At 43.8% G+C, this 26,369-nt stretch carries 34 protein-coding genes; 2 read left to right on the top strand and 32 right to left on the bottom strand.

The window, feature by feature from the left end:
• The first annotated feature begins 183 nt into the window (after nt 1–183).
• Nucleotides 184–819: a DUF1361 domain-containing protein gene (locus tag FPZ44_RS01870; protein WP_144986873.1), complete on the top strand. Its 636-nt coding sequence runs from the start codon at nt 184–186 to the stop codon at nt 817–819.
• Nucleotides 816–1,166, top strand: coding sequence for a hypothetical protein (locus FPZ44_RS01865; protein ID WP_144986871.1), 351 nt, complete (start codon nt 816–818; stop codon nt 1,164–1,166). The genes FPZ44_RS01870 and FPZ44_RS01865 overlap by 4 nt, the downstream gene beginning before the upstream one ends.
• Nucleotides 1,167–1,351: 185 nt before the next feature.
• On the opposite strand, the gene FPZ44_RS01860 is transcribed toward FPZ44_RS01865, so the two are convergent.
• From FPZ44_RS01860 to FPZ44_RS01705, 32 genes are all read right to left on the bottom strand, one after another.
• A complete protein-coding gene (locus FPZ44_RS01860) occupies nt 1,352–2,113 on the bottom strand; it encodes an N-acetylmuramoyl-L-alanine amidase (protein ID WP_144986869.1) in 762 nt (253 codons plus the stop codon).
• A complete protein-coding gene (locus tag FPZ44_RS01855; protein WP_036604279.1) occupies nt 2,106–2,354 on the bottom strand; it encodes a hypothetical protein in 249 nt (82 codons plus the stop codon). Before FPZ44_RS01855 ends, FPZ44_RS01860 begins: the two co-directional genes overlap by 8 nt.
• A gap of 3 nt (nt 2,355–2,357) precedes the next feature.
• Complete coding sequence (locus tag FPZ44_RS01850; RefSeq protein WP_028593207.1) at nt 2,358–2,612, bottom strand: hemolysin XhlA family protein; 255 nt, start codon at nt 2,610–2,612, stop codon at nt 2,358–2,360.
• A gap of 46 nt (nt 2,613–2,658) precedes the next feature.
• Entirely contained in the window at nt 2,659–2,796 is a 138-nt protein-coding gene (locus FPZ44_RS01845) for an XkdX family protein (protein ID WP_144986867.1), read from the bottom strand.
• On the bottom strand, nt 2,789–3,331 hold the full coding sequence (locus FPZ44_RS01840; protein WP_144986865.1) for a hypothetical protein: 543 nt from the start codon (nt 3,329–3,331) through the stop codon (nt 2,789–2,791). Before FPZ44_RS01840 ends, FPZ44_RS01845 begins: the two co-directional genes overlap by 8 nt.
• Before the next feature lie 12 nt (nt 3,332–3,343).
• Nucleotides 3,344–5,872 (bottom strand): hypothetical protein, encoded by a 2,529-nt coding sequence (locus FPZ44_RS01835; RefSeq protein WP_144986862.1) that lies wholly within the window; start codon nt 5,870–5,872, stop codon nt 3,344–3,346.
• Nucleotide 5,873: 1 nt separating this feature from the next.
• A complete protein-coding gene (locus FPZ44_RS01830) occupies nt 5,874–6,155 on the bottom strand; it encodes a ketopantoate hydroxymethyltransferase (RefSeq protein ID WP_144986860.1) in 282 nt (93 codons plus the stop codon).
• Nucleotides 6,152–6,736, bottom strand: a complete 585-nt coding sequence (locus FPZ44_RS01825) for a putative phage tail protein (protein WP_144986858.1) — start codon at nt 6,734–6,736, stop codon at nt 6,152–6,154. Before FPZ44_RS01825 ends, FPZ44_RS01830 begins: the two co-directional genes overlap by 4 nt.
• Nucleotides 6,729–7,814, bottom strand: coding sequence for a baseplate J/gp47 family protein (locus FPZ44_RS01820; RefSeq protein ID WP_144986856.1), 1,086 nt, complete (start codon nt 7,812–7,814; stop codon nt 6,729–6,731). The genes FPZ44_RS01825 and FPZ44_RS01820 overlap by 8 nt, the downstream gene beginning before the upstream one ends.
• Nucleotides 7,815–7,816: 2 nt before the next feature.
• The gene (locus FPZ44_RS01815; protein ID WP_261378169.1) at nt 7,817–8,242 is read right to left on the bottom strand and encodes a DUF2634 domain-containing protein; all 426 of its coding nucleotides are present in this window, start codon (nt 8,240–8,242) and stop codon (nt 7,817–7,819) included.
• A gap of 2 nt (nt 8,243–8,244) precedes the next feature.
• Nucleotides 8,245–8,487 carry a DUF2577 family protein gene (locus FPZ44_RS01810; protein ID WP_144986854.1) on the bottom strand — a complete coding sequence of 81 codons (243 nt, stop codon included), beginning with the start codon at nt 8,485–8,487 and terminating at the stop codon, nt 8,245–8,247.
• On the bottom strand, nt 8,487–9,437 hold the full coding sequence (locus tag FPZ44_RS01805) for an XkdQ/YqbQ family protein (protein WP_144986851.1): 951 nt from the start codon (nt 9,435–9,437) through the stop codon (nt 8,487–8,489). Before FPZ44_RS01805 ends, FPZ44_RS01810 begins: the two co-directional genes overlap by 1 nt.
• Nucleotides 9,434–10,135, bottom strand: a complete 702-nt coding sequence (locus FPZ44_RS01800) for a LysM peptidoglycan-binding domain-containing protein (RefSeq protein ID WP_144986849.1) — start codon at nt 10,133–10,135, stop codon at nt 9,434–9,436. Before FPZ44_RS01800 ends, FPZ44_RS01805 begins: the two co-directional genes overlap by 4 nt.
• Before the next feature lie 27 nt (nt 10,136–10,162).
• On the bottom strand, nt 10,163–12,187 hold the full coding sequence (locus FPZ44_RS01795) for a tape measure protein (protein WP_144986847.1): 2,025 nt from the start codon (nt 12,185–12,187) through the stop codon (nt 10,163–10,165).
• Nucleotides 12,188–12,374: 187 nt separating this feature from the next.
• A complete protein-coding gene (locus tag FPZ44_RS01790; protein WP_028593220.1) occupies nt 12,375–12,782 on the bottom strand; it encodes a phage tail assembly chaperone in 408 nt (135 codons plus the stop codon).
• Nucleotides 12,783–12,796: 14 nt separating this feature from the next.
• A complete protein-coding gene (locus tag FPZ44_RS01785) occupies nt 12,797–13,255 on the bottom strand; it encodes a phage tail tube protein (protein ID WP_028593221.1) in 459 nt (152 codons plus the stop codon).
• Nucleotides 13,256–13,272: 17 nt separating this feature from the next.
• Nucleotides 13,273–14,592, bottom strand: a complete 1,320-nt coding sequence (locus FPZ44_RS01780) for a phage tail sheath family protein (RefSeq protein WP_144986845.1) — start codon at nt 14,590–14,592, stop codon at nt 13,273–13,275.
• A 1-nt stretch (nt 14,593) separates the two neighbouring features.
• The gene (locus tag FPZ44_RS01775; protein WP_144986842.1) at nt 14,594–14,791 is read right to left on the bottom strand and encodes a hypothetical protein; all 198 of its coding nucleotides are present in this window, start codon (nt 14,789–14,791) and stop codon (nt 14,594–14,596) included.
• Nucleotides 14,788–15,210 carry a phage tail terminator family protein gene (locus FPZ44_RS01770; protein WP_144986840.1) on the bottom strand — a complete coding sequence of 141 codons (423 nt, stop codon included), beginning with the start codon at nt 15,208–15,210 and terminating at the stop codon, nt 14,788–14,790. Before FPZ44_RS01770 ends, FPZ44_RS01775 begins: the two co-directional genes overlap by 4 nt.
• Nucleotides 15,211–15,218: 8 nt before the next feature.
• On the bottom strand, nt 15,219–15,674 hold the full coding sequence (locus FPZ44_RS01765; protein ID WP_144986839.1) for an HK97 gp10 family phage protein: 456 nt from the start codon (nt 15,672–15,674) through the stop codon (nt 15,219–15,221).
• Nucleotides 15,675–15,720: 46 nt separating this feature from the next.
• Nucleotides 15,721–16,137, bottom strand: a complete 417-nt coding sequence (locus tag FPZ44_RS01760; RefSeq protein WP_144986837.1) for a hypothetical protein — start codon at nt 16,135–16,137, stop codon at nt 15,721–15,723.
• Nucleotides 16,138–16,139: 2 nt separating this feature from the next.
• On the bottom strand, nt 16,140–16,502 hold the full coding sequence (locus tag FPZ44_RS01755; RefSeq protein ID WP_144986835.1) for a phage head-tail connector protein: 363 nt from the start codon (nt 16,500–16,502) through the stop codon (nt 16,140–16,142).
• Nucleotides 16,503–16,520: 18 nt separating this feature from the next.
• Nucleotides 16,521–17,444, bottom strand: a complete 924-nt coding sequence (locus tag FPZ44_RS01750; protein WP_028593228.1) for a hypothetical protein — start codon at nt 17,442–17,444, stop codon at nt 16,521–16,523.
• A gap of 74 nt (nt 17,445–17,518) precedes the next feature.
• A complete protein-coding gene (locus FPZ44_RS01745) occupies nt 17,519–18,253 on the bottom strand; it encodes a phage scaffolding protein (RefSeq protein WP_144986832.1) in 735 nt (244 codons plus the stop codon).
• Between the two features lie 321 nt (nt 18,254–18,574).
• Entirely contained in the window at nt 18,575–18,931 is a 357-nt protein-coding gene (locus FPZ44_RS01740; RefSeq protein ID WP_186785878.1) for an Imm3 family immunity protein, read from the bottom strand.
• 15 nt (nt 18,932–18,946) lie between these two features.
• Nucleotides 18,947–20,542, bottom strand: coding sequence for a deaminase domain-containing protein (locus FPZ44_RS01735; protein ID WP_261378356.1), 1,596 nt, complete (start codon nt 20,540–20,542; stop codon nt 18,947–18,949).
• Between the two features lie 194 nt (nt 20,543–20,736).
• A complete protein-coding gene (locus tag FPZ44_RS01730) occupies nt 20,737–21,201 on the bottom strand; it encodes an SUKH-3 domain-containing protein (protein ID WP_144986826.1) in 465 nt (154 codons plus the stop codon).
• The gene (locus FPZ44_RS01725) at nt 21,198–21,707 is read right to left on the bottom strand and encodes an SUKH-4 family immunity protein (RefSeq protein WP_144986824.1); all 510 of its coding nucleotides are present in this window, start codon (nt 21,705–21,707) and stop codon (nt 21,198–21,200) included. Before FPZ44_RS01725 ends, FPZ44_RS01730 begins: the two co-directional genes overlap by 4 nt.
• Nucleotides 21,697–23,043: a nucleic acid/nucleotide deaminase domain-containing protein gene (locus tag FPZ44_RS01720; protein ID WP_144986822.1), complete on the bottom strand. Its 1,347-nt coding sequence runs from the start codon at nt 23,041–23,043 to the stop codon at nt 21,697–21,699. The genes FPZ44_RS01725 and FPZ44_RS01720 overlap by 11 nt, the downstream gene beginning before the upstream one ends.
• Nucleotides 23,030–24,469 (bottom strand): phage portal protein, encoded by a 1,440-nt coding sequence (locus tag FPZ44_RS01715; protein ID WP_261378168.1) that lies wholly within the window; start codon nt 24,467–24,469, stop codon nt 23,030–23,032. Before FPZ44_RS01715 ends, FPZ44_RS01720 begins: the two co-directional genes overlap by 14 nt.
• Before the next feature lie 10 nt (nt 24,470–24,479).
• Nucleotides 24,480–25,727, bottom strand: coding sequence for a PBSX family phage terminase large subunit (locus FPZ44_RS01710; RefSeq protein ID WP_144986820.1), 1,248 nt, complete (start codon nt 25,725–25,727; stop codon nt 24,480–24,482).
• On the bottom strand, nt 25,727–26,299 hold the full coding sequence (locus tag FPZ44_RS01705; protein WP_144986817.1) for a terminase small subunit: 573 nt from the start codon (nt 26,297–26,299) through the stop codon (nt 25,727–25,729). The genes FPZ44_RS01710 and FPZ44_RS01705 overlap by 1 nt, the downstream gene beginning before the upstream one ends.
• Between the last annotated feature and the right edge of the window lie 70 nt (nt 26,300–26,369).

The raw sequence follows: 26,369 nt of genomic DNA, 5'->3' as shown, positions 1-26,369 counted from the left end.
AATAAGGTTCTTTCTCTATAAATGTAATTGATATTCGGTGTATGTCAATATCAACGACTACCAGCTCTTACAATAATGTAGAGGACATGCAAAAATGATATCGATATATTAACCATAGTTCGATTAATAGAGTTGGCCAGCTCATTATTTTTTCAATACTTTTGCAGTAAAGGAGATACCCTCATGAATATTCGTTCGAAAGCACGACTTGGCTTTTTCTTGTACATAGGAATGCTTCTCTATTTTGATACGGCTTATTCGTTTATGATATTCAACTTGTTTCTAGCTTTTGCAGCACTGGAACTATCGTATTTGATGCCTCTATTTAAAATAAAAACGAAGCGAGAAATACCTATAAGTTTTCTTTTCTATCTCATTTTCATTCTTATGTCACCCAATGTATTCTATGTCGTCACTGATCTCATTCATTTAAAAAGATTTGATTTTAACTACCGCCAAGGGATCATTGTAATGGAATGGTGGAACTTTTTCGTATTAGTGAGTGGTGTATTGCTCGCTATTTGCTTCTATATCCTTATGACGGATCAGGTTCGACGATTATTGCAATCTTTTCAATTGCGAGCTAGCACGGTTACGTTCGGCATGTTCGTGTTTCTACTGCTCACTAGCTTTGGTATTTTTATTGGCAGGTTTTTGCGGTTTCACTCGATCCACTTGTTTACGGAGCCATGGTCATTAATTGAGCGTGTATGGTACTCCCTAGATCGAAATGCACTATTATTCATTCTCTGGATGACTATATTGCAAGCCATTATCGTTTGGATGTTCGGTCGCAATGAGAAAAGGGGTGAGGAATGATGATTGAAGAATATAAGGCGGGATTCATGTTTAGTGAAGCCTATCGCGGTGAGGACTTGCTAGTGCTACTTGTTTGTCTCTCAGCTACCATACTCCTCTCCCAATTTTATATTGCACGATATATGTATCGACAAGAAAATTCTTGGTGGTGGGCTCTAGTAGGAGGGCTGCTGCCATTCGGACTAAATATTTACCTCTATCAAGTTTTCAAATTTGAAAAGCAGATTGGATATAACTTCGACCACGTACCGCCACAGCAGCGCAGAAGTTGGCGAGTGATGTATACGTTGGCATTGTTGCAATTTATGCTGTTGTTCGTCCTGATTGGCTGGCTTACGTCTCCATAAGCTACGCGGCGACTAGACTAGCTTCTCCAGATTGAGGCTCAAGTAAGCTGAGACAGTTTACTTGAGCCTTTTCTATGTCTGCACAGCTAGCAAGAGATAAGGTGATTATGCTAGCTTGATTATACTCAGGAACTACGGACTATACTACGCACTATTTCGTAATTACTGATCCTTCGAAAAATTCACTATTTCGTTACTATTGATACTTTTTCGCCATCCCATACGACCTGCGCACCAAGCTGTTCGGCTAGGCTTCTTACAGGAGCATACGTGACGCCATCAATTTCAATACCACTATTTACTGCCTTACCATTGACGTTAATTTTAATCGGTTTATGTGTGTTTGTTAGCTTGTCCTGCTGTTTCTGAGGCGGCTTATTGTTCATTGCAGTCAGTTTTAAATAGGAGGCCACACCTTCTACGTGACCTTCAATCAATGCTTCCAGAACGACATCTTGCTTCAGTTTACCTGCATCTGACGCAACATCGACAAATAGATTCTCCGTCAATACGGCTGGCATATTCGATTCACGACACATATGCAGGTCACCACGTTTTTGTCCGCGATCAATAATACCAAGCGGCTTTACACGCTTCATAATTTCGGTATGCACTGTATTTTGAAAATTAGATGTAGCCGACTGTCCTTTACCTATTCCGTTATAAATAAAAGATTCAAAACCACCCGCTCCACCACCTGCATTACAGTGAACGGAAATAAGCAAGTCAGCCTTAGCTGCATTCGCTTTATTTGTACGCTCAGATAATGCCAAATACACATCATTGGATCGGGTAAGAAGACAGCGTACTCCCTCGTATCGTGCTTCCAATCTACGAGCAGCCTCGCTCGCGATATGCAGCGCAATGTCCTTTTCCTTTATACCATTCGCTACCGCTCCAGGGTCTTTACCACCATGACCAGCATCCCATGCAACTAGTTTAACCATTACTATCACTGCCTCCCTTCTTCTTCGAAAATTGATAGGCTCCTGTAGCTGACAATCCTACTACTGAAATTAGGATCAGCTTCTGCTGGATTGATTCTGGCACTAAAATAAAAACAGCTGCCACAAAGACAGCTGCTACATGCGTCCATTTATCTTTCAACCCGAAGCCACGGGCTACACCAACGTATGCCGCCACGAGTGCGGCAAGAGCCATAATATCATTTGACATTGTGATGTCCATTCGTTACACCTTCCCGTCTAATACTAGTCGTACAAGTGCCAAGATAACGGCGCCAATTACGGTTGTGCTTAGCCAAAAGATAGTTCGATCAATGCGATCTATTCGGTAATGTGCGGACCTCACCGATTGCGACGCTTCCAAGCCAATATTTTTCGCCTCTAGCGCCGTATCATAAACGTCATGCATCGAGTCCAACTTCGTCTCGACACGCACGATCCGTTCACGAATTTCTGCTAACATTTGTGTTTGTGGGTCCATATCCATATCTCCTCTTGCAAATTTGGGCGTAAAAATAGCGCTCATCCTAATTGGTAGCGCCTAAAATCTGCAGCCTCTCGGCATCCGTTATAACCTTAAACTTTACATATACCTGCAACTGTGCAACAGTTGCCCATCCACAGTCATAATAATACTTGATACGTTCGTAATCGTTGTTAAACAACTTTACCAGCTCCTTCGAGTTGTAATAATCGAAGCTCTAGAGCAACCAGCGTTGCACCTTGTGCATCATTTTGTGCTTTTAGCTCTATAACTTCCAGTTCACGTGCTACTAATTGCTCACCAAGAGTTTGAACTGTATTGGGCTGTGGCTTTGGTTGAAGCGTGTCTATCTCTGCTTGTGTAAGCCCGTTGCGCCAGTATTTAGTACCATCTATTTGTTCAGGTGGTAGTGGTAAGGGCACGCCACTATCGGGATTGTGTGCAGCTATAGTTTTCTGGTAAATGGCATACGATGCCACATAGGCAGCTTCGGCAGCTCGGTATCCAGCTACATCAAAAATGGGTTCATATAGCCCATCAGGCATGGTTACTGCAACCGTATAGCCTGTTACGACCATCCGCGGCTCCGATGGTGGCGTTGTACCTTCAGAAATCTCTACTTGCTCGACGATATCAAAAACGCCTGTCATGGAGTCCATGACAAGCGTTGGTTCGATGTATTTACCTTGTGGATCGATTATAAATGCTTCTTTCATGGTACCCCTCCTTTATTGTTCGGCTAGGAAAGAAATGTTGTCAAGTGTTAGCCATTGAGTTCCAACTTGTGCGTTTACGTACACATCCCCATTCACCTCTATTGTAATATATGATGTTCTTAAACTTTTTTCTGCAGCGCCTTGATACGACAAGTTAATAAATTGCATTCGTTTTATCGGACGGTAGTCCTTAGGTAGTTTGAATATAACGCGATCCGGCGTACCACTAGCTGCTAAACCTCTTACGTGGACAAAGCCTAAACTATCTTTCAAGTAAGATACAGGAGCGTCTGAGTCAATACCGCGATTAACCCATCCATTTAATAATGTAAGTTTTACCCATGTAACTACTGCGTTAGCATCTACCTTTTGCATCTCCACTACTGACAAGCGGCGCTCAACGTCGCCAGCCTGATCGACTAATTTCGTAACAGTGCCTCGCATATTAGCCACTGCTTTGACGTTGATAGTCGCCGCGAGTGTTGGCGCAAACATCGTATACGTTGCATGATAAGTTGCTGTAGGATCGTAGTTGTGGATAGACGTACGTAACTTTACGAGTCCATATGGATTAATGTTCGACTCATACCATCGGACGTCCTTGCTATTGTTAAAATATACAGCTAGACCCTTTCGTATCTTATGATTAGTAGGCCAAGACGTGTCGCCGATAGCTACAGCAGAAGTAGCTTGACTGACAAACACATTCGCTTTCTCACGAATCACCATACCTGAGTCTATCTCGACAACGTTATCTCCCGTCGTTAGCACCGCACCCGCTTCGTAGTTGGAGACGGGAACGACGGAAGGTGAAGCTTTGAGATATTGTAGTCGGTACGGCGTCCACCCGTCTGCCATTGTAGTAGGCAATTCAGCAGTAGCATCGCGCCACTCACGGCCAACTCCATCAGCACGACGTACCCACCATTTTGTGCCCGTACCGTTATATAAGTTGTTCGCTGGAACATCTGGACTATTACCAGTAGCACCATTGTACATTGTCCAGCCCAGAAAATACGCTTTTATTTCGTCGATTGTAGGTTGGTATGTGTCTCCCCAGCCGCTGTCTTCAGCTTTTACGCCGATACCTAAAAAATCAACACCGGTGGATCCCCAATCTAAACTACTAAAAACATCTACAGCCATTGAAGGCGCTCCTGCGACAACTATTGAACTATCAAACTTCGACACATAAGGAAGGGAACTTCTTAGGACATCTGAAAAGTCAAACTTTACTCGCACACACTTACCTGATGGATAGGTGTTATAATATTTATAGTCCACGGATTCATCAAATCTGACCTTCACCCATTTTTCCAGTACATACGGCAACCCGTCATCGCCTGTATATAGTACGTCGGCATCTGCTCCCGTTACAGGATTGGCCGCAAGCTCAGCCTCGACAGCCCACATACTTCGTTTCTGCGGTTTAAATGATTGTTGCCTTGTGCCTGCGGTAAGCATTGGTTTTTTAAATTCACATGAGGGAAGGTAGTCTTTTTCCCCTTCTCCCGTTACATTACCAAAATGGATACTTATCTGGACGGTTTCTGCTGGAGTAGTAAAGGTAGCCGTTTGTTCCGTCGTGTAAGGAACAATTGACAATTTCCCTATGAGGAGTCCCGAAGCATCCCATGCATTAACGCCGATACGCCCCGTGTGCGCTACGCTTAGTGTGTAGGTTTCCCCCGAATTTGCAGGAAAGAAGTGGTTCACCTCGTCTCTTGCCGCCGTTTTCATGGTAAAGGCAAACGGTTCTGACATTTGTTTAATCCCTGCGTGCATATTCCCCCACTCCGTAAACGGCGGAAGTAAGTTCTCTCCCGTTACGATTGCGTAAGGATTCATTACGTTGGTCATGCCGTCAACGTAAGGATAGCGCCTTTCTAGCTGCTCTGGCGACATTTGTGATAATGCAGCGTACTCCGTCTCTGTCACTTCGTATAAGCGTACATTGTCAACATACGTTGTAATATTTGCTTGTGTTGCACTGCCTACTACTAAATAACTATCAGTACTAGTGTTAACGGACACTAAAGAAAAAATAGTTTCCCAATCAGTAGTCTTATTGTGCTGTACTGGTGATCCTCCGCAATATATACCAGCCTGTCCAGTAACCGAACACTTAACTGTTGCTGCCGCTAGATACTTTCCTCCCAATTTTAGAGCTGTCTTAGCAGGAATAAAATAAGCGATACGTGCCAATGTTCCCGTTACATCAGTGGTTAGTTTAATAGTACCTTTTTCTACGCCAAATGTAGGGTTGCCCGCATCTTTATGTTGATTCCATCCGTAAAGACTATCACACGATCCAATCCGTCCTAGCAGGTTAACGAGTGTCCGTCCCGTTACGTTATCGACCGTGATCGGCGTGTCAATGTTGGATTCTATAACTTGTGTCCCAGGAGTAAATGATAGCGTTCGGGTTTCGTTTACCTCCAACATTTTATGTGCATCAACAACACCTTGCTCAATACGGTTGAAGTCTCTTTCCGTTGGTATATCGTTATACTTCCAGTCTATTTTACCGTTGAAAGCCATTCTACACCTCCTTGATCTTTATGCGCTGTAAAAGCAGTGTGTCAGACGTAATAGGCACAAAGACATTATTTGTACTAATTACTTTATCGTTAGCGTCTCGCAAGTCGATTTTATTTACTGTCTGCACCATGCCTTGCCGCACCATATATTTAATTAATATGTCACTAGCTGTCGCTTCTTTTATTTCAAATTGATCAATTGTATGTGTGTCATTAATAACTACTTTTGTTACACGATTATTGGTGTAGACAGCTAAGTCGTTTAAAAAGTTTGTTGTCATCATTTAACGACTACCTCCGGACCTAAGACTGCAAACGGCGTAGCGCCCAACCGCCATGATGTAGACAACTTTGTTCCTCGATTCAAGACCTGTGATGTAATACTCTCCTGCAAGGTGATCTGATCTTCGAGTGCCGTTGATTGCTGATAAACAATGTTGGCTGGAAGGATCGTCTTTATCGTATGCGCGACTTCCTTAAATAAGCTCGCATCATCAATTGCCGTAGTTACCGTCAAAATGAATTTTTGCACATCAATCGTAGCAAGCGCCCGGCCAGTACCGACCAGATAATCCAACCTCTCCTGCAAATACCTTATCGTAAATGGCGGCTTAGTAGAGTAGCGATTAATGATTCGCTTACGCCTAAAGTCTAAAGATTCTGTAGTAGGATCAGCCTGTATTTTGAGTATGCGTTCGCGCCGCCTTATTCCATCTTCACTTGCCGTAAGTACGTATTGGTCATCTAGCAACTGTTGGACAGCTAGTCTAGCTGCTTGCAACTCTATTTCTTCTGTTTTTGTTAACTCGATCATTTCGAGAATGTCTTCATATAAACGGGGGAGGTAATCTATTAACTTAGACACTTATGACCACCGTCCCCAATTTCGGAATATCGTCTGTGCCTAACGTTATATTGGATACAGCACCATTTAGCTTCGTGTCCAAGACATCCTCAACACCCGTGACAGTTAATAACCGTGCATCAATCTGCGCAATACGAACCACAATTTGATTTTCATCTTTCCATGACTTGCATAGACCTAAAAGGTAGTCTCGAATTGCTTTTTCAATGTCCGCCTGTACTTGTCCCACTGTCACGCCTTGTTGCAGCGTAACTCTCGTAGTTACATTTACAGGGGTGTTAACTACAGCTGCGATTGTAACCTTATGCCCAATAGGAGCAAGCCCATTTCCAAGCCCGCTGCTAACCGTCGGATCTACGAATGTCTGTACTTGTGTCACCAAAGCAGGATCTGGTACATTGTGTTCACTTGTAATGATCGTACATTTAACAGTGCCCCCACCTTGCCATGTTGGATACACCTTGACTCCACCGACCCCGTTTATTTCCTCTATTTCACGTTTGTAGTCAGCAATATTGCCACCGAACGGCTTTTCGTTTACTGCGTTACTATACCTAGCACGCAAAATATCATCTGTCTCTTCATCTTCACCTGGAACTAGCACATCCGTTAGTTCGGCACGAGTTAAGTTGGCAATATAATCGATAGGGAGCATTGCCCCAAACTGTTGATTTCCCTGTGCCCCTGCAGTTTCACACTCCAGTTGATATTGACCTGGTAATATCTTTTCCACAGCTATGAAATTCAGACCCTCAAGTGCAAACCGACTTCCAACTGGAATATCCAACGGGGCATTGGATTCCCCATAAAATAAACCTTTTCGCTGTGCTTTGGTAGCCGCTTCTCGATTAATTCCGAATTCCGCAGTACGTCGCTCCAAAAACGTCCCGTATGCAGTATCTGCATAGGACAAGTTTCGATTTTCGTCTAATTCAATATAGATTTGTGCCAATTCCACTGCCGCGGGTGCAAGCGCATCATAAATGATCGATCCCTCGCGCTTGTCAATTCCGTCAGGCACACGACTTAAGCTACGTTCCAAAATACGTTCATACGTCATATCTGCATAATAGGTCATCGTTAAATAGTCACCTCCTCTTCGATACGCACTTGTCCATAAATAGAAACGACAGTAAACTCTACTGCCGCTGTACGCCTATCTACCAATTCAATATGAAAATCCGTTACATCTGTTATGCGTTCATCTACCAACAGCGCTTCTGTTACGATACGCTTGAGTTCACTGCGCATAACCGCTTCATTCGACCCCATCACAACATTTAATTCAATGCCGTAATTCCAACTGTAAATGAGATAAATGAATCGTTCCGTCTGCAGCACTTTATATACTGCTTGCTTAATCGCTTCTATTTCATCGACAAAGCCTTGAATACGCCCCTTCTGCATATCGAGCCGATACGTACGTGACGTCTGCTCTTCAGGCAACTCCAGCTCTACAGCCGTGATCGGGATGGCTGTCTCAACTTGTTCTGGCAGCAAAGACAATGCTACAACCTCCCCAAGACGACGAACTGCTGACCACCATTGTTTCGCAGCAGCACTACCGTGTCGCCTACAAGAAGTTCAGGCAGGTCACGAGACATAATGACCATATCCCCTTCAATAACAAATCGACTATCTACTAAAAGGTGAATCGGCGTTACTTTCTGTACTTGACCAAACATTACGGCAGCTGGCACGCTAGCTGTATTTGCTTGCATAGAGATGCGTTTTATTTTTTCGCTCAGCATTACATCACCACCAGCTTCAAATTCATCGTTTCCTTCATTACATCATGCTTACATTCATCGACAATGTACCATCCGGACAGCCCAATTCCACTTAACTTCACAAAAATGGAACAGCCTGCACGCACCGTCAAATCAGCGAGTGCCTCCACACTGAGCGATTGCTCGGGACGATTTTTCAGCGCTAGCAAGTTGTCGGCTAGTTTATCAATTTGTGCTTTATTCAGATCTTCATCCACTTTTTCATAATGCTGCAGCACGCCCCATCTTGCCATTGAATGACTATCATGAGCAACGTACACATCACGCTTTCCTGTCTCTTTATTGTCACGGACGAGCTTAATTTGGTTCGCGGTTTCACCGTCTATGTTACTGCTGTAGTCGTAGCTAGTTGCTAAACTATGATCACCAACGATTAAGTTAAGGGTACTTTTTTTCACATCAGAAATACGAAGCTGACCATAATCATCCCACAAATAAAACATTTGCTTGCCGTGAACAAGGGTCAGATCCAGCGCCTTTAAAATGATATCAAACAATGATTTACTATCCTCTACCATGGAAGGGATGACGTAGCCTGTGTTACTTAATTGACCTGTCTTTAGCTTAAAATCACCCGCGATTTGAGCGACGATCTGATCGGCGCTCTTGCCTTTAAATACGTAAGTATCTTTATTTTTCAAATAGCGAAGTTGATCATACGCAACTACTTTCGTTTCGCCATTATCAGACTTTGAATATTTGAACAGATAACCGTAAAATAGTCCCTTGTTGCCATATTTAAATGATAGGATGCCTCCGTGCTCAATCACGATTTGCTTATCGTCCATCATCGTAAATTCAAAAGAAGCAGGGGACCCGACACGTTTCGTATTCCAAGCCACGTCAGTAACTAACGTCGTAATGTCGTAAGCAGTACCCGTTTTTTTGTCTTGATAATAAATTTGGATCATAGCACCAGCACCTGCCCTGAATAAATCGTATATTTCGGTAAACCCGTCCCCTTGTTCCGCTTATCGATTAGCGCTTTATTTTTCGCATACAGCTGAGGATACTTGCTGCCATCACCGTAACGCTTCTTGCAAATGGCCCATAAGCTTTCTCCCTTGACTACGGTATGCGTTTTCGATGCTGGAGGACTACCAGGACGCTTAGCTGCACTAGCTCTTACTTTATTGTCTTTTGTCAGGGTTAGTTGTTTGGGCGAATACGACTTCCATTCTTTTAATTTCAAGCTAAAATAAATATCGCCAATCTCACCGGCACGCTCATCATAGCTCAAATCTTCGATGCCCATGCTAATGTTGATATCTAAATCAGTACCCGTTAAGAGAAACTGAATCGGTAACTGCGCATCTCGAAATATTTGAATGGCCCGAATGCAATTAATAGGAGGGCGAATACGCTTGGTAGGCTCCTCTGACTCCTCAGTTTCAAACAAAAATCCCGATACATAAGGTTCATAATGCGCAGGAAAAAAGGACTCGAATGAAACTTCGCGGAGTCCTTTGCGCTTTAACTTATTAACCTCTCCAATTCCCATTACGGTCACGGTTTCGTTATGTCCGGGAGAGCTTATTTCCAATTTTTCAGGCAAGACGGGAATTTCAATCTTATTACCACCTTGCTTCAAAAACAATTGATAACCCACCCTTGCCACCCCCTCTAAAAATACTTTTTATGAATAGGCTCCTTCGGCACCCATGGCAATCTCATTAGCAAGACGACGCTCCATCTCATTCATTACGTCGTTGACATCTACTTTTTCGCTAATGCTGGCGTTCATCGCAATCGTTGGAGTCATCGTTACAAAGTTTTGTACATAGCGCATTTCAGCTACGTCTTTCATCATCTGCAAATCTTCTTCTCCGATGTCCACTTCGCTGTTCACTTGCCCTACTTCGCCCACTTTGCCGATGTTTGGCATCGTGCCTGCTCCAGCAGCTCCAGCTCCAGTTATCCCAACTTCTCCGCCTCCACCAAGTCCTTTGCCTTTGTCCAATCCGTTCTCTTTCATTGCATCTCCACTAAAACCAGAAGTGATGCCTTTAATCTTATCTTGCATACCTTTCGCCATATCAGAACCTGCCTGATATCCTTTAGTACTAAATTCAGTAATTGACTTCGTTTCCAATCTTTGCGTCACCTTGTAGCCTTCCGGCATTTCACCCAGCCAGTCGTCCATCTGCTTCTGCAAACCTGTTACACTACCGGATAAATTAGAACCAAATACAGCATCAATCGCTTCAGCAATCCGTTTCACGGTATCAAGAACACTATTTGCCAAATTCACAAAAAGTCGCTTAACACTATACACGGGATGGTTAAACACATTCGCAAAAAACTCTACAAACGACGCCCAATAGTTCCATATCCCGACGACAATGTTATAGATAAAAGCATATAACCCAAACAACGCACCGCCTATAAAGCCAATAACTTGATCAAAGGTAACACCCATATTGTTCAAGATGACGATTAACACGCCAATGGCAGCACCAATAAGAAGAATGGGCCAGTTCGCTAACATAAAGGCCGCAAACGCTCTAAGTCCATTCACGACAGCCGCGCTTCCCCATGCCCATAACATTGAGATAGCCGTTACTCCCCACGCCCATATTAACGAAATTAGATACATGATGGCAGTGGTTGCGAGTACGGTTAAAATCGGACCAATAATTGACCAATTGGATTGAACAAACGAAGCTACTGTAGAGATTATGCTTATCAAGCCTTCCACACCACTAGCAATAATCGCGATAGCCACCATAATGCCAGTAACCAGCCCTGCCCCAATATCGCTATTCAAAAAACCGTTAATGCTTTCCATCACTCCAGCAAACGCCATCGTGGCAAAGTTTTGGATTTGGGTCCATGTCGATGCAAACGTACGGGGCATCGTCTTAAACTTCGCTTCAATATTATCCGAAGCCGCAAATAACGAACCCTTAATAATGTCAGCGGTAATCGTCCCTTCGGCAGACATTTTTTTCAGCTCACCGATTGATTTACCCGTAAAGTCCGCGATCGCTTGCGCAATCACCGGCGCATTTTCCATAATGGAACCAAATCCATCCTCTTGCAGCTTGCCCGATGCCATCGCTTGCGTCAGCTGATCCATCCCTGCTTGTTGTTCCGCAGCTGGTGCTCCGCTCGAGGCAAATGACTTCTTCATCAGTTCTGAGAAGGCAACCATTTCTTTGTTGCTGTTAAACGAATCTCCGGCCGTCAATCCGAGCTTCGAGACCGTTCCGACCATATCGCTATAACCGGCTCCTGACCGCTGGGCTGACCCATGCACCATTTTTTGCAAATCCGCATCAGACTGCTTGCCATCGTTGACTGATTGTAATCTAGCATTATTGTTCGTATGCGTATCTACCGCCTGCATTGCTGCACCTGTTCCCGCTGCCAAACTTACGATTGCCTGAGCCATAACAGTTCTAATACCGCCCCACACACTTCTTACTTTTTCAGCGTTTTTCGCCGCTTCTTGTTGCTTCCGATTCAGCATATCCAAACGTTGATTAGTACCGCTAATCGCACTGCTTGTACCTGTGAACATTCGTCCAGGAGATGTCCTTGCACTTTGTGCCTGTAACGTCTGCATCGACCTAATAACGCGCTGCGTCCCTTGTGCCGCACGATTCAATGTATTAGAAAAATTATCGCGTATCGCGAGCGTTGCCGCTATTGTTGACATTCACTCACCTCCTAACGCTTTCGTTTTGCTTTTTCAGCTTGCTTTTTTTCGTTTTCGAGCTGTAAGTCAATGCTTGCATAAATAAAAGCCCGGACGTGCACAGGCTTATCCATGAGCTCATCCGGGCTAATTTTTAATCGATGCAGGGCATAGTGCGCATAGTTCGCTTCACCGTTACCCTGCCGGATTAGTTTTTTGCTTCTTCTACCAACTCATTAATATCTGTCTCGAATCCGTTCAGCTGCTGTACACGCTGTACAAGCTCAGCATATTGACCAGGATTAAACAGCTTATCAATTAGCGCTTCCGCTCCAAGCACACCGAACTTCTTCTGCAATGCCGCATCTTTAAAGTTCGGCTCCACGCAGCAAGAAATCAAAAGACGGTTTGCATACAAATCCGCATCCGTTTCAACATCTTTCTGATGCGTTCGTTTGTTGAAAGTGACTTTTTGACAACTTTTACGAATCTCTTTATTTTCAGCCTCGGTAATACTTTTAATCACAAACGGGAACGGAAATGGCTTGATGCTCACTTCCGTCTGTACTTCCGCCAACACATCATTGTTCATTAAGAAATCTTGCAGTTTACCCATTTATAAAGTCCTCCTTAAATTTTGTTAAACGGCGTCGCAATATCAAAGTCTTCAAATGTGAAGTCTGCTTCTTCATCGAGTGGATCGTCAGAATCGCCATCCAGCTTCGTCAAAATAGTAGAGTCGAGGTTAACCCCAAACAAATTCACCACTTGTTTGCCTGCTGCACTAGCTGGGTCTTCGTTTTCAATCATCATATTAAAATAAACGTCTCGTCCTGTATCTTTATACTGTTTCAGCAAAGAACGGAACAATGGCGTCATATAGTAAATGGTCATACTGCCAGTACCGCTCATCCCTGTTGTCTTATGGCCTGTCATACGCTTGCCAATCGATTTAATTTCGGATTTGCTTTTTTCAATCGTTGCTTCGATTGTCTTTGCGAAAAACAATTCCTCATTGTTCCCGTTAATTTTGGCATATGCTTTGCCCTCTTTACCGTTAATCGTATCTTGTGAATGTAATTTTGCCATTTATATATCCCCCTCTTCTACACAACTTGAACGGTCATGTAGATCTTCTCCATACTATCGTTAGGCTGTAGTACACTATGAACAGCTACATCACGCTTGCCAATCCCTTGCTCAATCGTAATGTCTGCACTATCAAAATTACTAATCGCACCAACCGCTTGATATTGCAGCGCCAATGAAACGAGGTCTGCTTTAAACAATTGACGTCCCGTATCATTATTTGTGACAAGTCCGATATAAGACGCGCCGAAAATACGTGCAACATCGTTGGCCCAGCCATCCATCACACGCATCACACGATTGCTCGTCCAGTCCGGAGACTTACCTCCTCCAAACGTGACCAAGCTATTAATGTCAGAAAGTACGCGTGCTTTGCTGCCTTCGCCGTAAAATACGAACTCTCCCGCCTTGATCGCCGCTTCATACTGGCTCTTCGTATATTTGATATCAACATCGACAGCACCGTCATAGGTCGTGTTTGTTAAGCTTTGATTGATTTCCGCTGCTGCTGTAGCACCAGTTACCCACGCCACTGCTTGATCACCAGAAACGACTGTCGTATCTTCGAGCACGACACCATTTTTTACGCTAATGATACCTTCGTGGTCAGCAGGCTGATTGTGCAATACACACACTACTTTTTTGCCTTCATCTTCACGAAGTCGCTTCGTAAATGCAACAAACAAAGACTTCACGCTCGTATCTGTTCCTGGATAACCTAGTACGTTAAAGCTTTCAACTTCAAGTGCAGTCAAGTAACTGCTGTACGTTGTTCCATTCGCTGTACCATTGGTGCCCCCTGCTAAAGGAGCTGCAGCAGCAGCTACAAGTGCTCCCGTCGGACCAAACGTAACGAAGTCGTTCGCTGCCAAACTAGCAACAGAAGTTACCGTTTGCTTGTCCACCTCCTGCATAGCTAAGTAAGTAACAACATCAAATCCACCTGCAGGATTCGTCAATACCGCAATTCGAATGTCGTTGCCTCTCGTACCGCTATATTTTGCTGTTGCGGTAAGACCACCTGTCGTCTTTGTCGCCTTAACGCCGCCGCTATTTACACGATAGACAAGCAATGTTTTTGCTCGTTTAAAACATTCGCGAATAAGTAGCATCTCTGGAGCAGTAGAATCATAACCGAATACACTCAACGACTGTTTATTAAAATCAGCCGCATCCATTTTAATAAGCTTGTCATCTGGACCCCAGCTTAGTTGTAAAGGCAATGAAGCCACACCGCGAGCACCCGCAGTTACACCGCCACCCGCAGACACAAAGTTAATATATGCGCCTGGTAATACTTTATTTTGTAGCGTAAACGTTCCGCCTCCAATTGGCATACTAACACACCTCTCTCATCATAAATGTTTGAACAATCTCGTTTACTTCAGCTAACGTGTACAACTTCTCATCTTCTAGCAGCGCGTCCAGTACATCTGCACTGACATCAATAGAGTTATCTTTAAGCTGCCACTTATAGAAAGAAGGCTCTGACAACATGCCAGAACCTTCTCGCTTGCTATTTTTTATTTCTTTCACGGCAAAATACCCCCTATCATTTTCAAGCTGCCCATCGCTTCTATCGAATTGGGATCTATCAGTCCGTTTACGATGACGTCGAATGTAAAATGAAACACCATATCATCACCTGGCTCAGCTTGCGCTTTGCTTACGTGAACAACTTGGCCATTAACATCCAATTGCTCGAACTCGAAGTATAGCTTCTCTGCCCAGTCGTGGAAGGCCATATTGTCTTTTGCAGACTTAAAATGCAGCACCTCAAAGCTGTACGTCCGCATACGTCTTCGTCCGAGCTTCGTTTCATGCTTTTGCTCCATGCAACGAATGAAATGATGGCCATCTGCAGCTTTTGGAATCTCATCTACATAGATGAGTCGGTCGGGGTAAACGGACTTTAAGCGTTTGGCGATTGCTTTGATCAGATCGTTAACGGTCACTCGTCACATCATCCCCTTTCGAGATACTGTTTCAATCGGCTGCTGAATTTGCGCTGCAATCTCGACTGCCTAGAAGCCTCCGCCTGCTTCATTGCATGACGAAGGATATAACGTCCTTTCACAAAGGAACCGGACTTCGTACGGCGACCATATTCAATGACGCGTGCATACGGCACGTTGTTGTATACGTCAATGTGGTGGGTCGTACCGCTTGTTGTCGGCTTGCTGCCATCATGCTCATTGTTGTTGGCATGAGCGCGAGTGCGGTTGCCCGTATGAAAATGATCGCGATAGCGTCCCGTATCAACAGCGTCAGGGTTGCCACTGCTTGCGATCACCTTCGCTTGGCGCGCTGCATGTTCCCCTTCTTCGATGAGCAGCTTCTGCGTAACCTTTGGCGCTTGGCGCTGCAAGGCGACTAGCTTCTGACGATACTTGATTAACTGCTTAACGTTTGAGCCCATCGTCCACGCACCACCTTTACTTCATGCCATTGCAGCCATTGCCCTATCATGCCAGTTCTTCCGCCTTTAAGCGCACCTCGTTGTGCGTCGCATATCGCTTAGGGACACCTACCACTTCGTAGATGCTGGACAACTGAGCTTGTCCGAATCGTTGGACCATTACACGATCTCCCGCTTGAATAGAAGCAGTTGGCGCTACATATAACTTCGCTTCGTGTTCAATCCTGTGCTCCGCAGTTGTTTGATTACTTCGGTCACTGCCCGCGGAAAATGCGCATGCAATGTTTTGATAGACGTCCGTCCATGTCGTTCGGACGATGCCGTCTACATCTTCTGCAGCAGCCATCCGACTTACGCTGCAAATATCCTCGTACGTCAATTCGAGCGCAGTTCGTTCAGCTGCTGCATGGCCAAACATCCGGAAATGCAGTCCCGTTGCAGCCATAGCAATACGTTCCAACATAGCTACCACCTCGGCTTTCGAAACGCCTGCAATTGTACTTTATAATTGTCAACGATGTCTTTCACTCCACGAATATCTCCAATAGGCTTCGTATCAAAGCTAGTTGATACATCCCCGCGGCTTACAGACTTCGCTGCAGGTGGAAGCTGCTCGCTGCCGTACCTTTCGGAGCGCCACATATCCGCCGCCATACGAACGGCAACATTTTCGAGCAATACAGGCATTTGATCCAGATTACAATAATTGAATATTTCATCACATACCGTCTCCAGCACCAATTGCAAAAGGGAATCTTGCTCAGTGCCTGTAATCCCAAGCACCTGCTTTAACTTGGTTAGCATCGTTGTTGAGATTTTTGAAGTCATAAGGATCACACTCCTACCTTACGATCCGATATTTACCCACACACCATCGATCTTGTTATCTGGAATCCACAAGTCGTGGTATTTGCGGTAATCCAATTTCCAAGCGTCTGCCTTCTGATTCGTATTCGGCTCAAAAATACGTACTTTCTCTGTCTTGGACACCGCAATCGGGCTGCGGCGCACAGTAATGATCCAGTTAATCGGTTTAGCGCCTGTTGCTGGCACAAAGCCGCCATTTGTTTGTCCCGTCGTGGAACCATCGTGGAACACATAAGCCGTCTTCATACGCGCGGAAGGAACACGGATAATTGGGTTGTTGTCGAGCACTTTTACTTTGCGGGAAATGTTGCCTTGCGTAAACTCAGCAACCTCCAAGTTTTTCTCCACTTTATCAGCAAGATCAAGCTGTTTTGCAGCATGCGTGGACATCGTGATGACCATTTGCTCATTTTCACCAATGATGTCTTCGATAGCAGTAATATCATCAAGCAGCTTGTCATAGATCGTTGCCGCTGCTGGTGTATATGCCGTTGTATTTACTTTGCCTTTTGCGTTAGCCATCGCGTAAATTTTGCTATAGCGATACGCATCAATCTCAGGCACAACTAATGTGCGCTGAAACTCTCCCATTACATTAGCAGCAGTCGCAGCAAAGTTAGACTCATCCACATCCATCGCATCTAGCTGGAATGTGCGACCGCGGTCTTGCGTCAGCGCATATGTACCGTATGTTAAAGATACGGAGCCTTGTACGTAACCGCGATCACGGTCATAATCACCGAGGCCATCCATCGCGATCTTCGGAATTTTCACCTCGTTGCCGCCTGCGTATTTCACTTGTGCTGCATTTTCTTCCATCCATCCAGATGTCGCCAAAGCGACCATCTGCTCATCTAGCGAAGCTTGAAACAGCGTCGCGTATTGGAGCGTATTAATAGACATGTACATTCATCCTTTCGAAAGTGGTTGTTAAAAATAGAATAGTACTTGAAATTGCCATCTCCACTGTAGATAACCTACAGCGTCGGCAATCCCATTGCTGCACGCACTGCCGTTAGGTTAGCAGCTTGTGAGTTAGGCGCTATGCCTGGATCGGCTGGTCTTGCCCCATGAATGGCTGGCAAGGTGAGGTTTAGAAGCTGATCCTGATTGAGCATTGCGGGGTTGGACTGTAGTTGTCCCGCTTGTTCCGCGTGGATGATCGGAGCGGTGCCATCTTGCGTCTGTACGGACATTTGTTGACCGTTCAGAGGACGCTGATCAATAAACAAGTAAGGCTTCGCCACTCGGATTGGACCAATGATCTCTTCCAAGTCTTGCTTCACATTGCCCACTTCATCCAGCTCAATCTTGTCCATATCAATGAGATTGATCAGGTCTTCTGTGTCATGCACCTTACCTGCAAGCGCCATTCGAATAGCAGCAGTACGCTGAATCGAAGCAAGCTCTGACTGGTAATTACGAGCAAGCTCATCCAGCTTGCCTTGCGCCACGATGACATCTGTAGCGATCTTGGAAGGATCGCCGCTGCCACCTATCGCTTTTAGCGCATCCGCGGCTGCCTTTAAAGCTGCTTCTGCACTCGCCTTGCCTTTCGTTGCTGCATCGTATTTTTCTGCGGGCACATAGCTTCCATCGTTGCCCACAACAAGATCAACGTCTTTCCCCTCCTTTCCTTTGCCCTGAAGTGCAGTTTCCACTTGCAAAGCTAGCTCTTCGCCCAAAAGCATTCTGATTGACTCAACAATCATATTCTTGCTCCTTCCCGGCTGTTTATATAGCGACTTCCACGCTCATTGCCTCCACCAGTAGATCTAGGACTGGCTGCCTGAAATGGGTATAAAAAAACCACCGCCTCTAGTTAAGAGGACGATGGTTTAATCATCTGGTGTTAAGTTGTAATATGTAGCTCATTGAGCGTATTTCCTAATTTGCTATATTACTATATTAATGCCTAAATGACCGAATGACCTGCATCGATTCTGCATTTAATCTGCAAGATGTCTGCAAGGAAGAATTGGTTAAATAATGGGTTGCACAAAACTTTTGACACTCCCCATCTACTATCAAATCTAATCTAATATAGTTGTAACCGGCTTCTGTTCAATTTTATCAAGTATTAATTTTTTACGTGCATTAAGATCGTAAAATTGTTCTAAAGGCAATTGATCCTCTAGTTCCTGTAGACTTAAAACATTCAGTTCTTTTAATAAGTACTCTTTAGATTTATGAAACACCTCCAAATGTGACAACAATATCTCTCCGTATGCAATAATTACTATAGATTTTTCAAAAATACCAAGATTCATAGTTGTTTCAAATTCACTAAGTGTCCTAGATAAGGCTTTAGTACTACTCATATTTTCCAATATAAACTCTTGGTATGTTTCATTTACTGCTTCAAACAATTCCGTATACTCCCAGTTCATATATACTACCTCCATTTATTTTTTTGGAATAACAGGGATGCCCCCATTATGAACAATTTCAATTATAATATTCGGATACTTTTCTTTAAACTTACTTATTATATTGTTACAACTACCACATGTATCTTTTTCAGTAAAGAGCTTAATGTAACCTTTTGCATTTACATTATTACCAAGTTGAGAGGCTAAATCATTAAACATTTTGTATTCAGAATCTGGTTCTCTCGAATAAGGTATACCATCTGGTCCAGGAGCTTCTGTAGCTTTAAATATTGGAGGTTTATTCTCTTCTACAACTGAAATATCATTAAGTTTTGGATTTCCGTTTCTTGAGTTCACTCGACTATGAGCATAAAATTCTTTTTTTGTAACACCTTCAATATTAACCTTCATCCATGCAAAATTCCCAACTTTTTTAAGTACGGAATTTGAAAGTAACCCTTTTAATTCTGAAACTCGGTCAAGCATATCCTCTTCAGCTACAGGATCAATCTTCCTTGATGGTATCCACTCAAAATCAACTGGTTTTTTAGTATCAGGATCAATAGCATACCTATGTTCAAGTGGTGTTGAACCACGTTCCACTTCAGGTTTTCCCGTCCCCTCAACCCTCTCCTTATGCCACTGCTCATACGTCATATCCTTCGGTAGAGGGGGCCCACTCATACGCGATTCATCTATGCCATCAGCATTCTCAATCGTAGTCGATCGGCAGCGCGGGTGCATCGGCGGATAGTTAATTCCTCTTTTCGCATCCGATACATTAAACTTCTTACCATCCAAACTTAAGCAAGTATCGCTTGTACGTCTATCTAATTTTGCCACATACTCATACTGCTTTACACCAGACGCTTCGTACGCCATCCTAATCGCTTCACTATGGAAATAGGCACTTTCTGTTTGAACGAGACGTTCTAGATGTTTATACGATGCTCCCGTCTGATCGGACAGATCTTTTAATATTTCGATGCTGCTTTTGCCGTGAATCAATCCATGTATGATCGTTTCTCTCATTTGAAAATGCAGCATATTGATATTCTCTGCCATCCGATCCGTAAAGTTTAGACCACTCCAAGGATGAGATAATACATCGTCCAGCTTCGCATCTGGCTTCTTGAACTCACGTAACAAGCCATATCGCTGCTCGATATCGAATATTTTCTTGTAGTACGCTTCGGAATACAACGATTCAAATGCATTCCACATTTGACGAACATTTTTAGCACTCAGATCATCCAGCGCGATCCTAATTTGTCTAGATGCAAGATCAAGTCTAGTAAGCGGTGGATCACTACATTTGACCGACTTGAGTCTAGATTGCAGCAGTTGTTTAGCAGCATCATCCTTCTCCTCACCGATGCTCTGCGCCCAGTCGTTTACAGAATCCTTCCATTCCTGTATCTCTGACGTATTCAGCGACTTGGCTGCCTTATCGTACGCAGATCCTTGTTCATCCTCATAGCGAACCAAAAAGTCATTAACGCTAACTCGAATCTCACAAAGTGCTTGGTCATACTGCTTGAATAGTTCTCCCATGACCCCTGATCCTGCATCTAAACTTTCTCTCTCCCTAGTTAACGCACGCTCCAGCCATTGCTCATCATTGTCCACCAATTCTATCACCACCTATCTGATTGCCCAGCTTATAAATGCACAGCAAAAAGACACCTTCAACAGTAAGAAGGTGCCTTGACGTTCAGCCACAATGACTGCCATTTATGCAATTCGTTCCACGCTACGTTACAATAATCTTATTACTAAAACTACATACGAATTTTCACAAGTCGAATTTATTATTTACTGAATTATTTCTCACTAATTACGCTTAGTTCCTTACCTTCACATAAATTATTAATGGCCTCATAGATATTATCTCCAAATTTCCAAATGTAGTACTCATCCATAATACCATAAATTTTCCCTGTTCTAGACATAAACATAGTTGCATTTTCGCTATATGCTCGCCCTATTACAACTAACTCTTCTCCTATTATCATCTCATACTTACTATAATGTTTCCTTCCGATTGCTTCCCTTAGAAATTCAGGTCCTACTTGAAAATCATCTGATTCATCACTAGGTACGGAATACTCTAGTCCTCCAAACTGCTCAAATACTGCCTTAGCGTGATCAAAATCTTCAAAACCCTTGTTCTCTAAAAATACAACTGTTGAACTGATATCTACTTTTCTGTTGGGATGCCAACCAGCATCCTCTAAAATATCAATAGTTCGTTGTGTGAAATTCATTTTAAACTTGCGCAGTTTCATAATCCAGTTTCATAATCTTCTATAAAATGAGACCAGTATCCCTCAACATCCTTCATAGCTTCGGGATCAATCTGTTCATACAATCTACTCAGCTCACGTGCATAATTATAGGAAGTATACTCACCTTGTTTTCTCATTTTCGTGGATACTTCGTGCCTAATTAAATAAAACAAGAAAAATGTTTCCAAGTTCTTATTAAGCATATAAACTTGGGGTTCATGATAGGAAGAGCTAGTAAAGAATTCATCGCCATCCTCGTTTACATACAATCCATACAGAGAAGACGTGAAATGGCCAATTTTAATAAATGGTTTGCCTCCAATTAATAATTTTTGGAAATCAACTATACTATAGAACACAAACTCATCATATTCTTCTGGCACACCAACACTAACCATAAATTCCGCGTTATTAGGACTTATTCCAATACCTACTAGTTTATTAAAATCATACTCTCGGATCTTAGCGTCATAATAATTTCGGATCTCTCGAACATCATATTCCATTCTCTCTCTCCTCTAACTTTTTAAGTTCATTAGCTAAAGCAGCGTTTCCTCTGGCTCGTGACTCCTTCTCCCCACCATACTCAACACTATAGGATACTTCAGCATCAGGAAGCTCATCAGCAAGTAGCTTTTTGCAATCATGACCCCCAAGATTACAAGGTTCTCTTTCCGTATAAACTCGATGAACAATATACGTATATCCATTTGCAATCATATCATTTTTTTCCTCTAACAAAATCTTTTCGGAATGTACCTTCTTTAATTCCTCTTTCCCATTCGGCTTTATTACTAGTCGTTCAGTGCTTTCAAAAATCTTCAGAGTACGGACTCCGTCTATTTCAACATCTGCTGCTACAAGATTTCTTAAATCGAAAATTTTATTTCCGACTCGATGCTGCTGTACTTTTAAACTTAAATCTGTTTCTCCATATCCGACTTGCTTTGGCAGTGTAGGTTTAGCTACTCTATCATCCGAGTCAGGTTTACTAGCCGCCACCAACATTGCCTCACTATGAAAATGAACGCTCTCCGTATCAATAATACGTTCTACCTGCTTAAATGAAGCGCCCATACGAGTTCCTAAGTCTTTTACAACAGCAGAACTACTCTTCCCCTGGATAAGCCCTTGCACGATCGTCTCGCGCAAATGATACTGCAGCTTTCTCATATTCATTGTCAAACGGTCTGAGAAGGTAGTCCCATTCCACGGATTCGATAGCACCTTAGCTATTTCCTCTGCATTGAGACTGTCTTCATCTCGCTGCTTTATATCTGATATTTTCTCAGTGTATACATCCATCAGCAGTGTTTCAAAGGTTTTCCCCATCTGTTGAGTGCCTGCAGAATCCAACTCTTCAAGTGCCATAAGCATTTGCCAAGATAATACGTCAAACCGCGTATTCGGGGGACTAGTTCCGCATATAATTTCTTTCAGCTTTGCCTGAAGCCGTTCACGTGTAGCAGGATCTGACTCTTTTTGTATGCGGCTCTCCCATAAGGCAACACTGTCTTTCCATTCTTTCATTTCTGCAGCCTTAATACGCTTCACGGCTTGATCGTACGGCAGTACTTGCTTCGTTTCTATCATGCCAGCAGCATTCCTACTACTGCTCCTGCTACCATAACGACCATAAAAATCGTTCACCATGCGACGAAAATTACGTTCGGTACGATCATACAGTTGCTTCAACTCGGCCTTTAATTTTGCTCCTGTTGCAGCACTCTCTGCTTCAAGCTGTATCGCCCGCTCCAGTCGCTCCGCCTCACGCCTGCCTAAATGTTCATCATCCTGCGTTACTAGTTCACTACTCTCGCCTGCATGCTCATCGTTCATCATCTATGGCACCAACGCTCTGCGTGGCTCCCATTGCATCATCAAACATACCTGAACCAAACTGCTCAACCGCTTCCTGCTGCTCCTGTTTGAGCTGTTCCATTTCTTCATCCACATCGCGTACCCAAGGATGGTTGGCAAGTCGTGTCCGCTTCGAAATGATGCCTTCCGAATTGCGAATGTTCGTAATAATATCCGTCTCATTAACCGGCAAATCCGCATTAAATAGGACGTTAAACTTCTCTTTCGTAAAGTCTCCCTTGCCTGCAACCTGAAAATAAACATCAAAAAACACCTTCATCTGCACGAAGGTGTCTTGTAGTTCAGCAGCTAATGCCGCACAGTCTATATCCAAATCCATATATCTAAAGTTAATCGCCGTACCGCTCGCACTACCGAGATTAGGGTCTTTCGTATCCACTGCACTAGCGAAGTCGAACATGTCACGACGATTTTTGTCCAAGAACGCCATCACCGCATCGACATTGATATCCGCTTGCAGCTTATCTACACCTCCGTCCCCATCCACTTTAATCGCAAGATGCTGATTCAGATCCTTCACGAACTCGCTCAGGTCTGTACCGCCATAATTTTTAATCACATAAATAAATTTCGCAACATCTCGCAGCACATCTGCCGTCACAGACGATTGCCAGTTGTAATCATTAATCAAGTCTTTAATAAAGTATTGCAGCGGCAGTTCCTCTTCGTTATATTTCACCCAAGCAATCGGAACCGCATCGAAGTTGTAGGGCTTCCCATCGATATGAAAATGAGCCTCTTCATACACGCCTGAGTCATAATCAGCTACGAGATTCGTACCGCCGTTGCCGTTATTTTTAAACCGCTTCACACCGTTAACATCCCAATACTCCGCTCGCAGCACCGTCTTTTTACGTGCTCCATCATATACTGTCTGCTCATAAAAGCGAATGTAAGCCCCCATCTTCGTCCGTTCTGCATCTGACCAGAGCGGGATCACTTCCGTTGACGGCAGCCTCATAAACTTGAGCGTTCCACCATCAAAATAAGGAGCTATAAAAGCGATTCCGCTTTTCACAGCTCCTTTCCCTAATGACTTCATTTTGCGGCGTAATTCATTATTAAACAACTCATTTAACGCCCCGCTGTATTGTCTATTTTTACTATCCACCGTAAACGGTTTGGATAACAAATAATTCGCCTTCTGATCAACGAGCTTCCTTAGAATTGGGTGCTCCATTCGCACGTTCGATCGATTGCGAACGTCGTTGTATTTTCGCTGCACATCCGACCGATTGCGGTAATATTGCTCTGCCTCGACCATAATTTTGTATTGTTCGGAAGCTCTGAAGCTTTTAATTTCTTCTTCTACAATTTGCTCAAGTTCCATCGGAGCATTACCTGCAATAATCTGCTCCATTTCATATAATCGATTATCTAACAACATTATGTTCACCTCACCTTAAAATGGTAATACTCGATCGATTCATCTCATCTTCTAATGCGTATCTCACCGCATCAATGCTATGGTTGTCCTTATCCGGATAGCCCGCCTTATAACCGCCGCTGCCATCAGGCGCCAGCTCATACCGATAAAACTCTCGTTTCGTATTCGGGCATCGAATAGGATCGATCACAATCTCCTCTAAATCTTGTAAAAACTTAATTCCATAAGCCACACTATCAGGGCCTTTCACAGCTCTTGTGATCCGAAGTCCATGCCCTTTCAATTCATTAATCGTACGTGGTTCAGCCGAATCCGCCGTCACCGATTGATTGAGCTTGTTTTCTTCTCGGATATGGTCCACCAGCTGTTTGTTAGACATTTGGGTTTTATGAACTTCATAGAAAATGTAAAGCCGTCTGCGCGTCTTATCATAATGACAAACCGTATAATGGGAAGGATCATTTGCATATCCAAAATCAAGTCCACGCTTCACGCGATCAAACGATCCGATTTCTTCATCAGTAATCGTTCGGAACGAAACGTTTCTGAACACCTCTCCACCTACTCCAGTTACCGCTCCCATATATTCATGCTCGTATCGGTCTAACCTCGTTGCCTTTAAGTGCTCCGCCTCAATTACAAATGGTTTCCCTAGCCATTGACTTGGCACAGATATATAAGTGCTGTGGTGAATGAGTCGATCATGACGTACTTCGGTTAGCTCTGCATTAACCCAATGACGTAAGGTTTGCGGTGGATTAAAGGTATAAAAGACAACAAACTTCGTGCCCCCACGCAGCAGTGACTGGTTAATCGAGCGGATTTCTTCCATTCCTGCAAATTCGTCAACTTCTTCGTACCAGACGTACTTAAAATAACCTTTTGCGAGCTTCGTAGACTTCAGCTTAGTAACATTGTCCGCTCCGCGAAACCAAATTTTCTGCCCTGTCGGCAAGTACGTAAGCTCTAGCTTGGATTTCGGTATTTCCCACAAATGGGACACTTGAAGTCGCTCTATCGCCCATACATATTGCTCGAACACCGAATCGCGCAGCGTTTGTTTTACTTTACGAATGGCCATCGCATTGGCTAGCGGATCTTCCATCATCCCTTTAATCGTCTCGATGCTCACAAAGGAGGACTTCGTTGATCCTCGCCCACCTTTTAACCAGTAATGTGTGTATAGACCTTCTTTTATATCGTGGTGTACACCGTAAAAGTGAGGAGCAATTAGGCTTGACATCGTAACCCGGGTCATTATAAATTCTCCGACATGGGATGCTTGGAGTGATGGGGCATTTCATTCGTTTCCTGCTTTAAAATATGCGTAGGCTCATGTGGAAGCGGGATATCGTCCATAATGTGCACGACGCCTTGAACATCAACTTTTTGCTTGTCCACCCACATGCCGAATCGTTTTCCCAACAGCTCCAACGCTTTAATTTTGTCGGCAAATCGTATCACCCGTTCTACCGCATTGCCTTCCTGCGTCGGAATCGTCTTCACTTTCACACTCGCTATGGCTGCCGTGTCATCCGGTGATACATCAGGTTGCATCGTCGCATCCTCCAAATTAATAATGTTCGGTGCATTTACAAATGCAATACGAGCCAGCTCGCGTATAATCCGCTCCTGATTCACACCAGTACGCCTTGAATGCTCGGCCATTTTGTCGTCTATGTACGCTCGGACTTTTGCATGCTTCATCAATCTACACGCTTGTTGCTCAGCCGTATTCGCACTATAGCTCGCCCTGATAGCAGCCTGCGTGGCATTGAGGTCAATCAGATACTCATCTGCAAATCGTTGTTGTTTGGCCGTCAATGCCATATTCGATTCCTCCCTCCTTCAAATGGAATACTTGCCTTCTCAATTAAATGTTCACACTACTATCGTATAG

Origin of the sequence: Paenibacillus agilis (assembly GCF_007786455.1) — a bacterium.
Lineage (GTDB): Bacteria > Bacillota > Bacilli > Paenibacillales > Paenibacillaceae > Paenibacillus_B > Paenibacillus_B agilis.
This window is presented reverse-complemented; position numbering and strand designations above follow the sequence as displayed.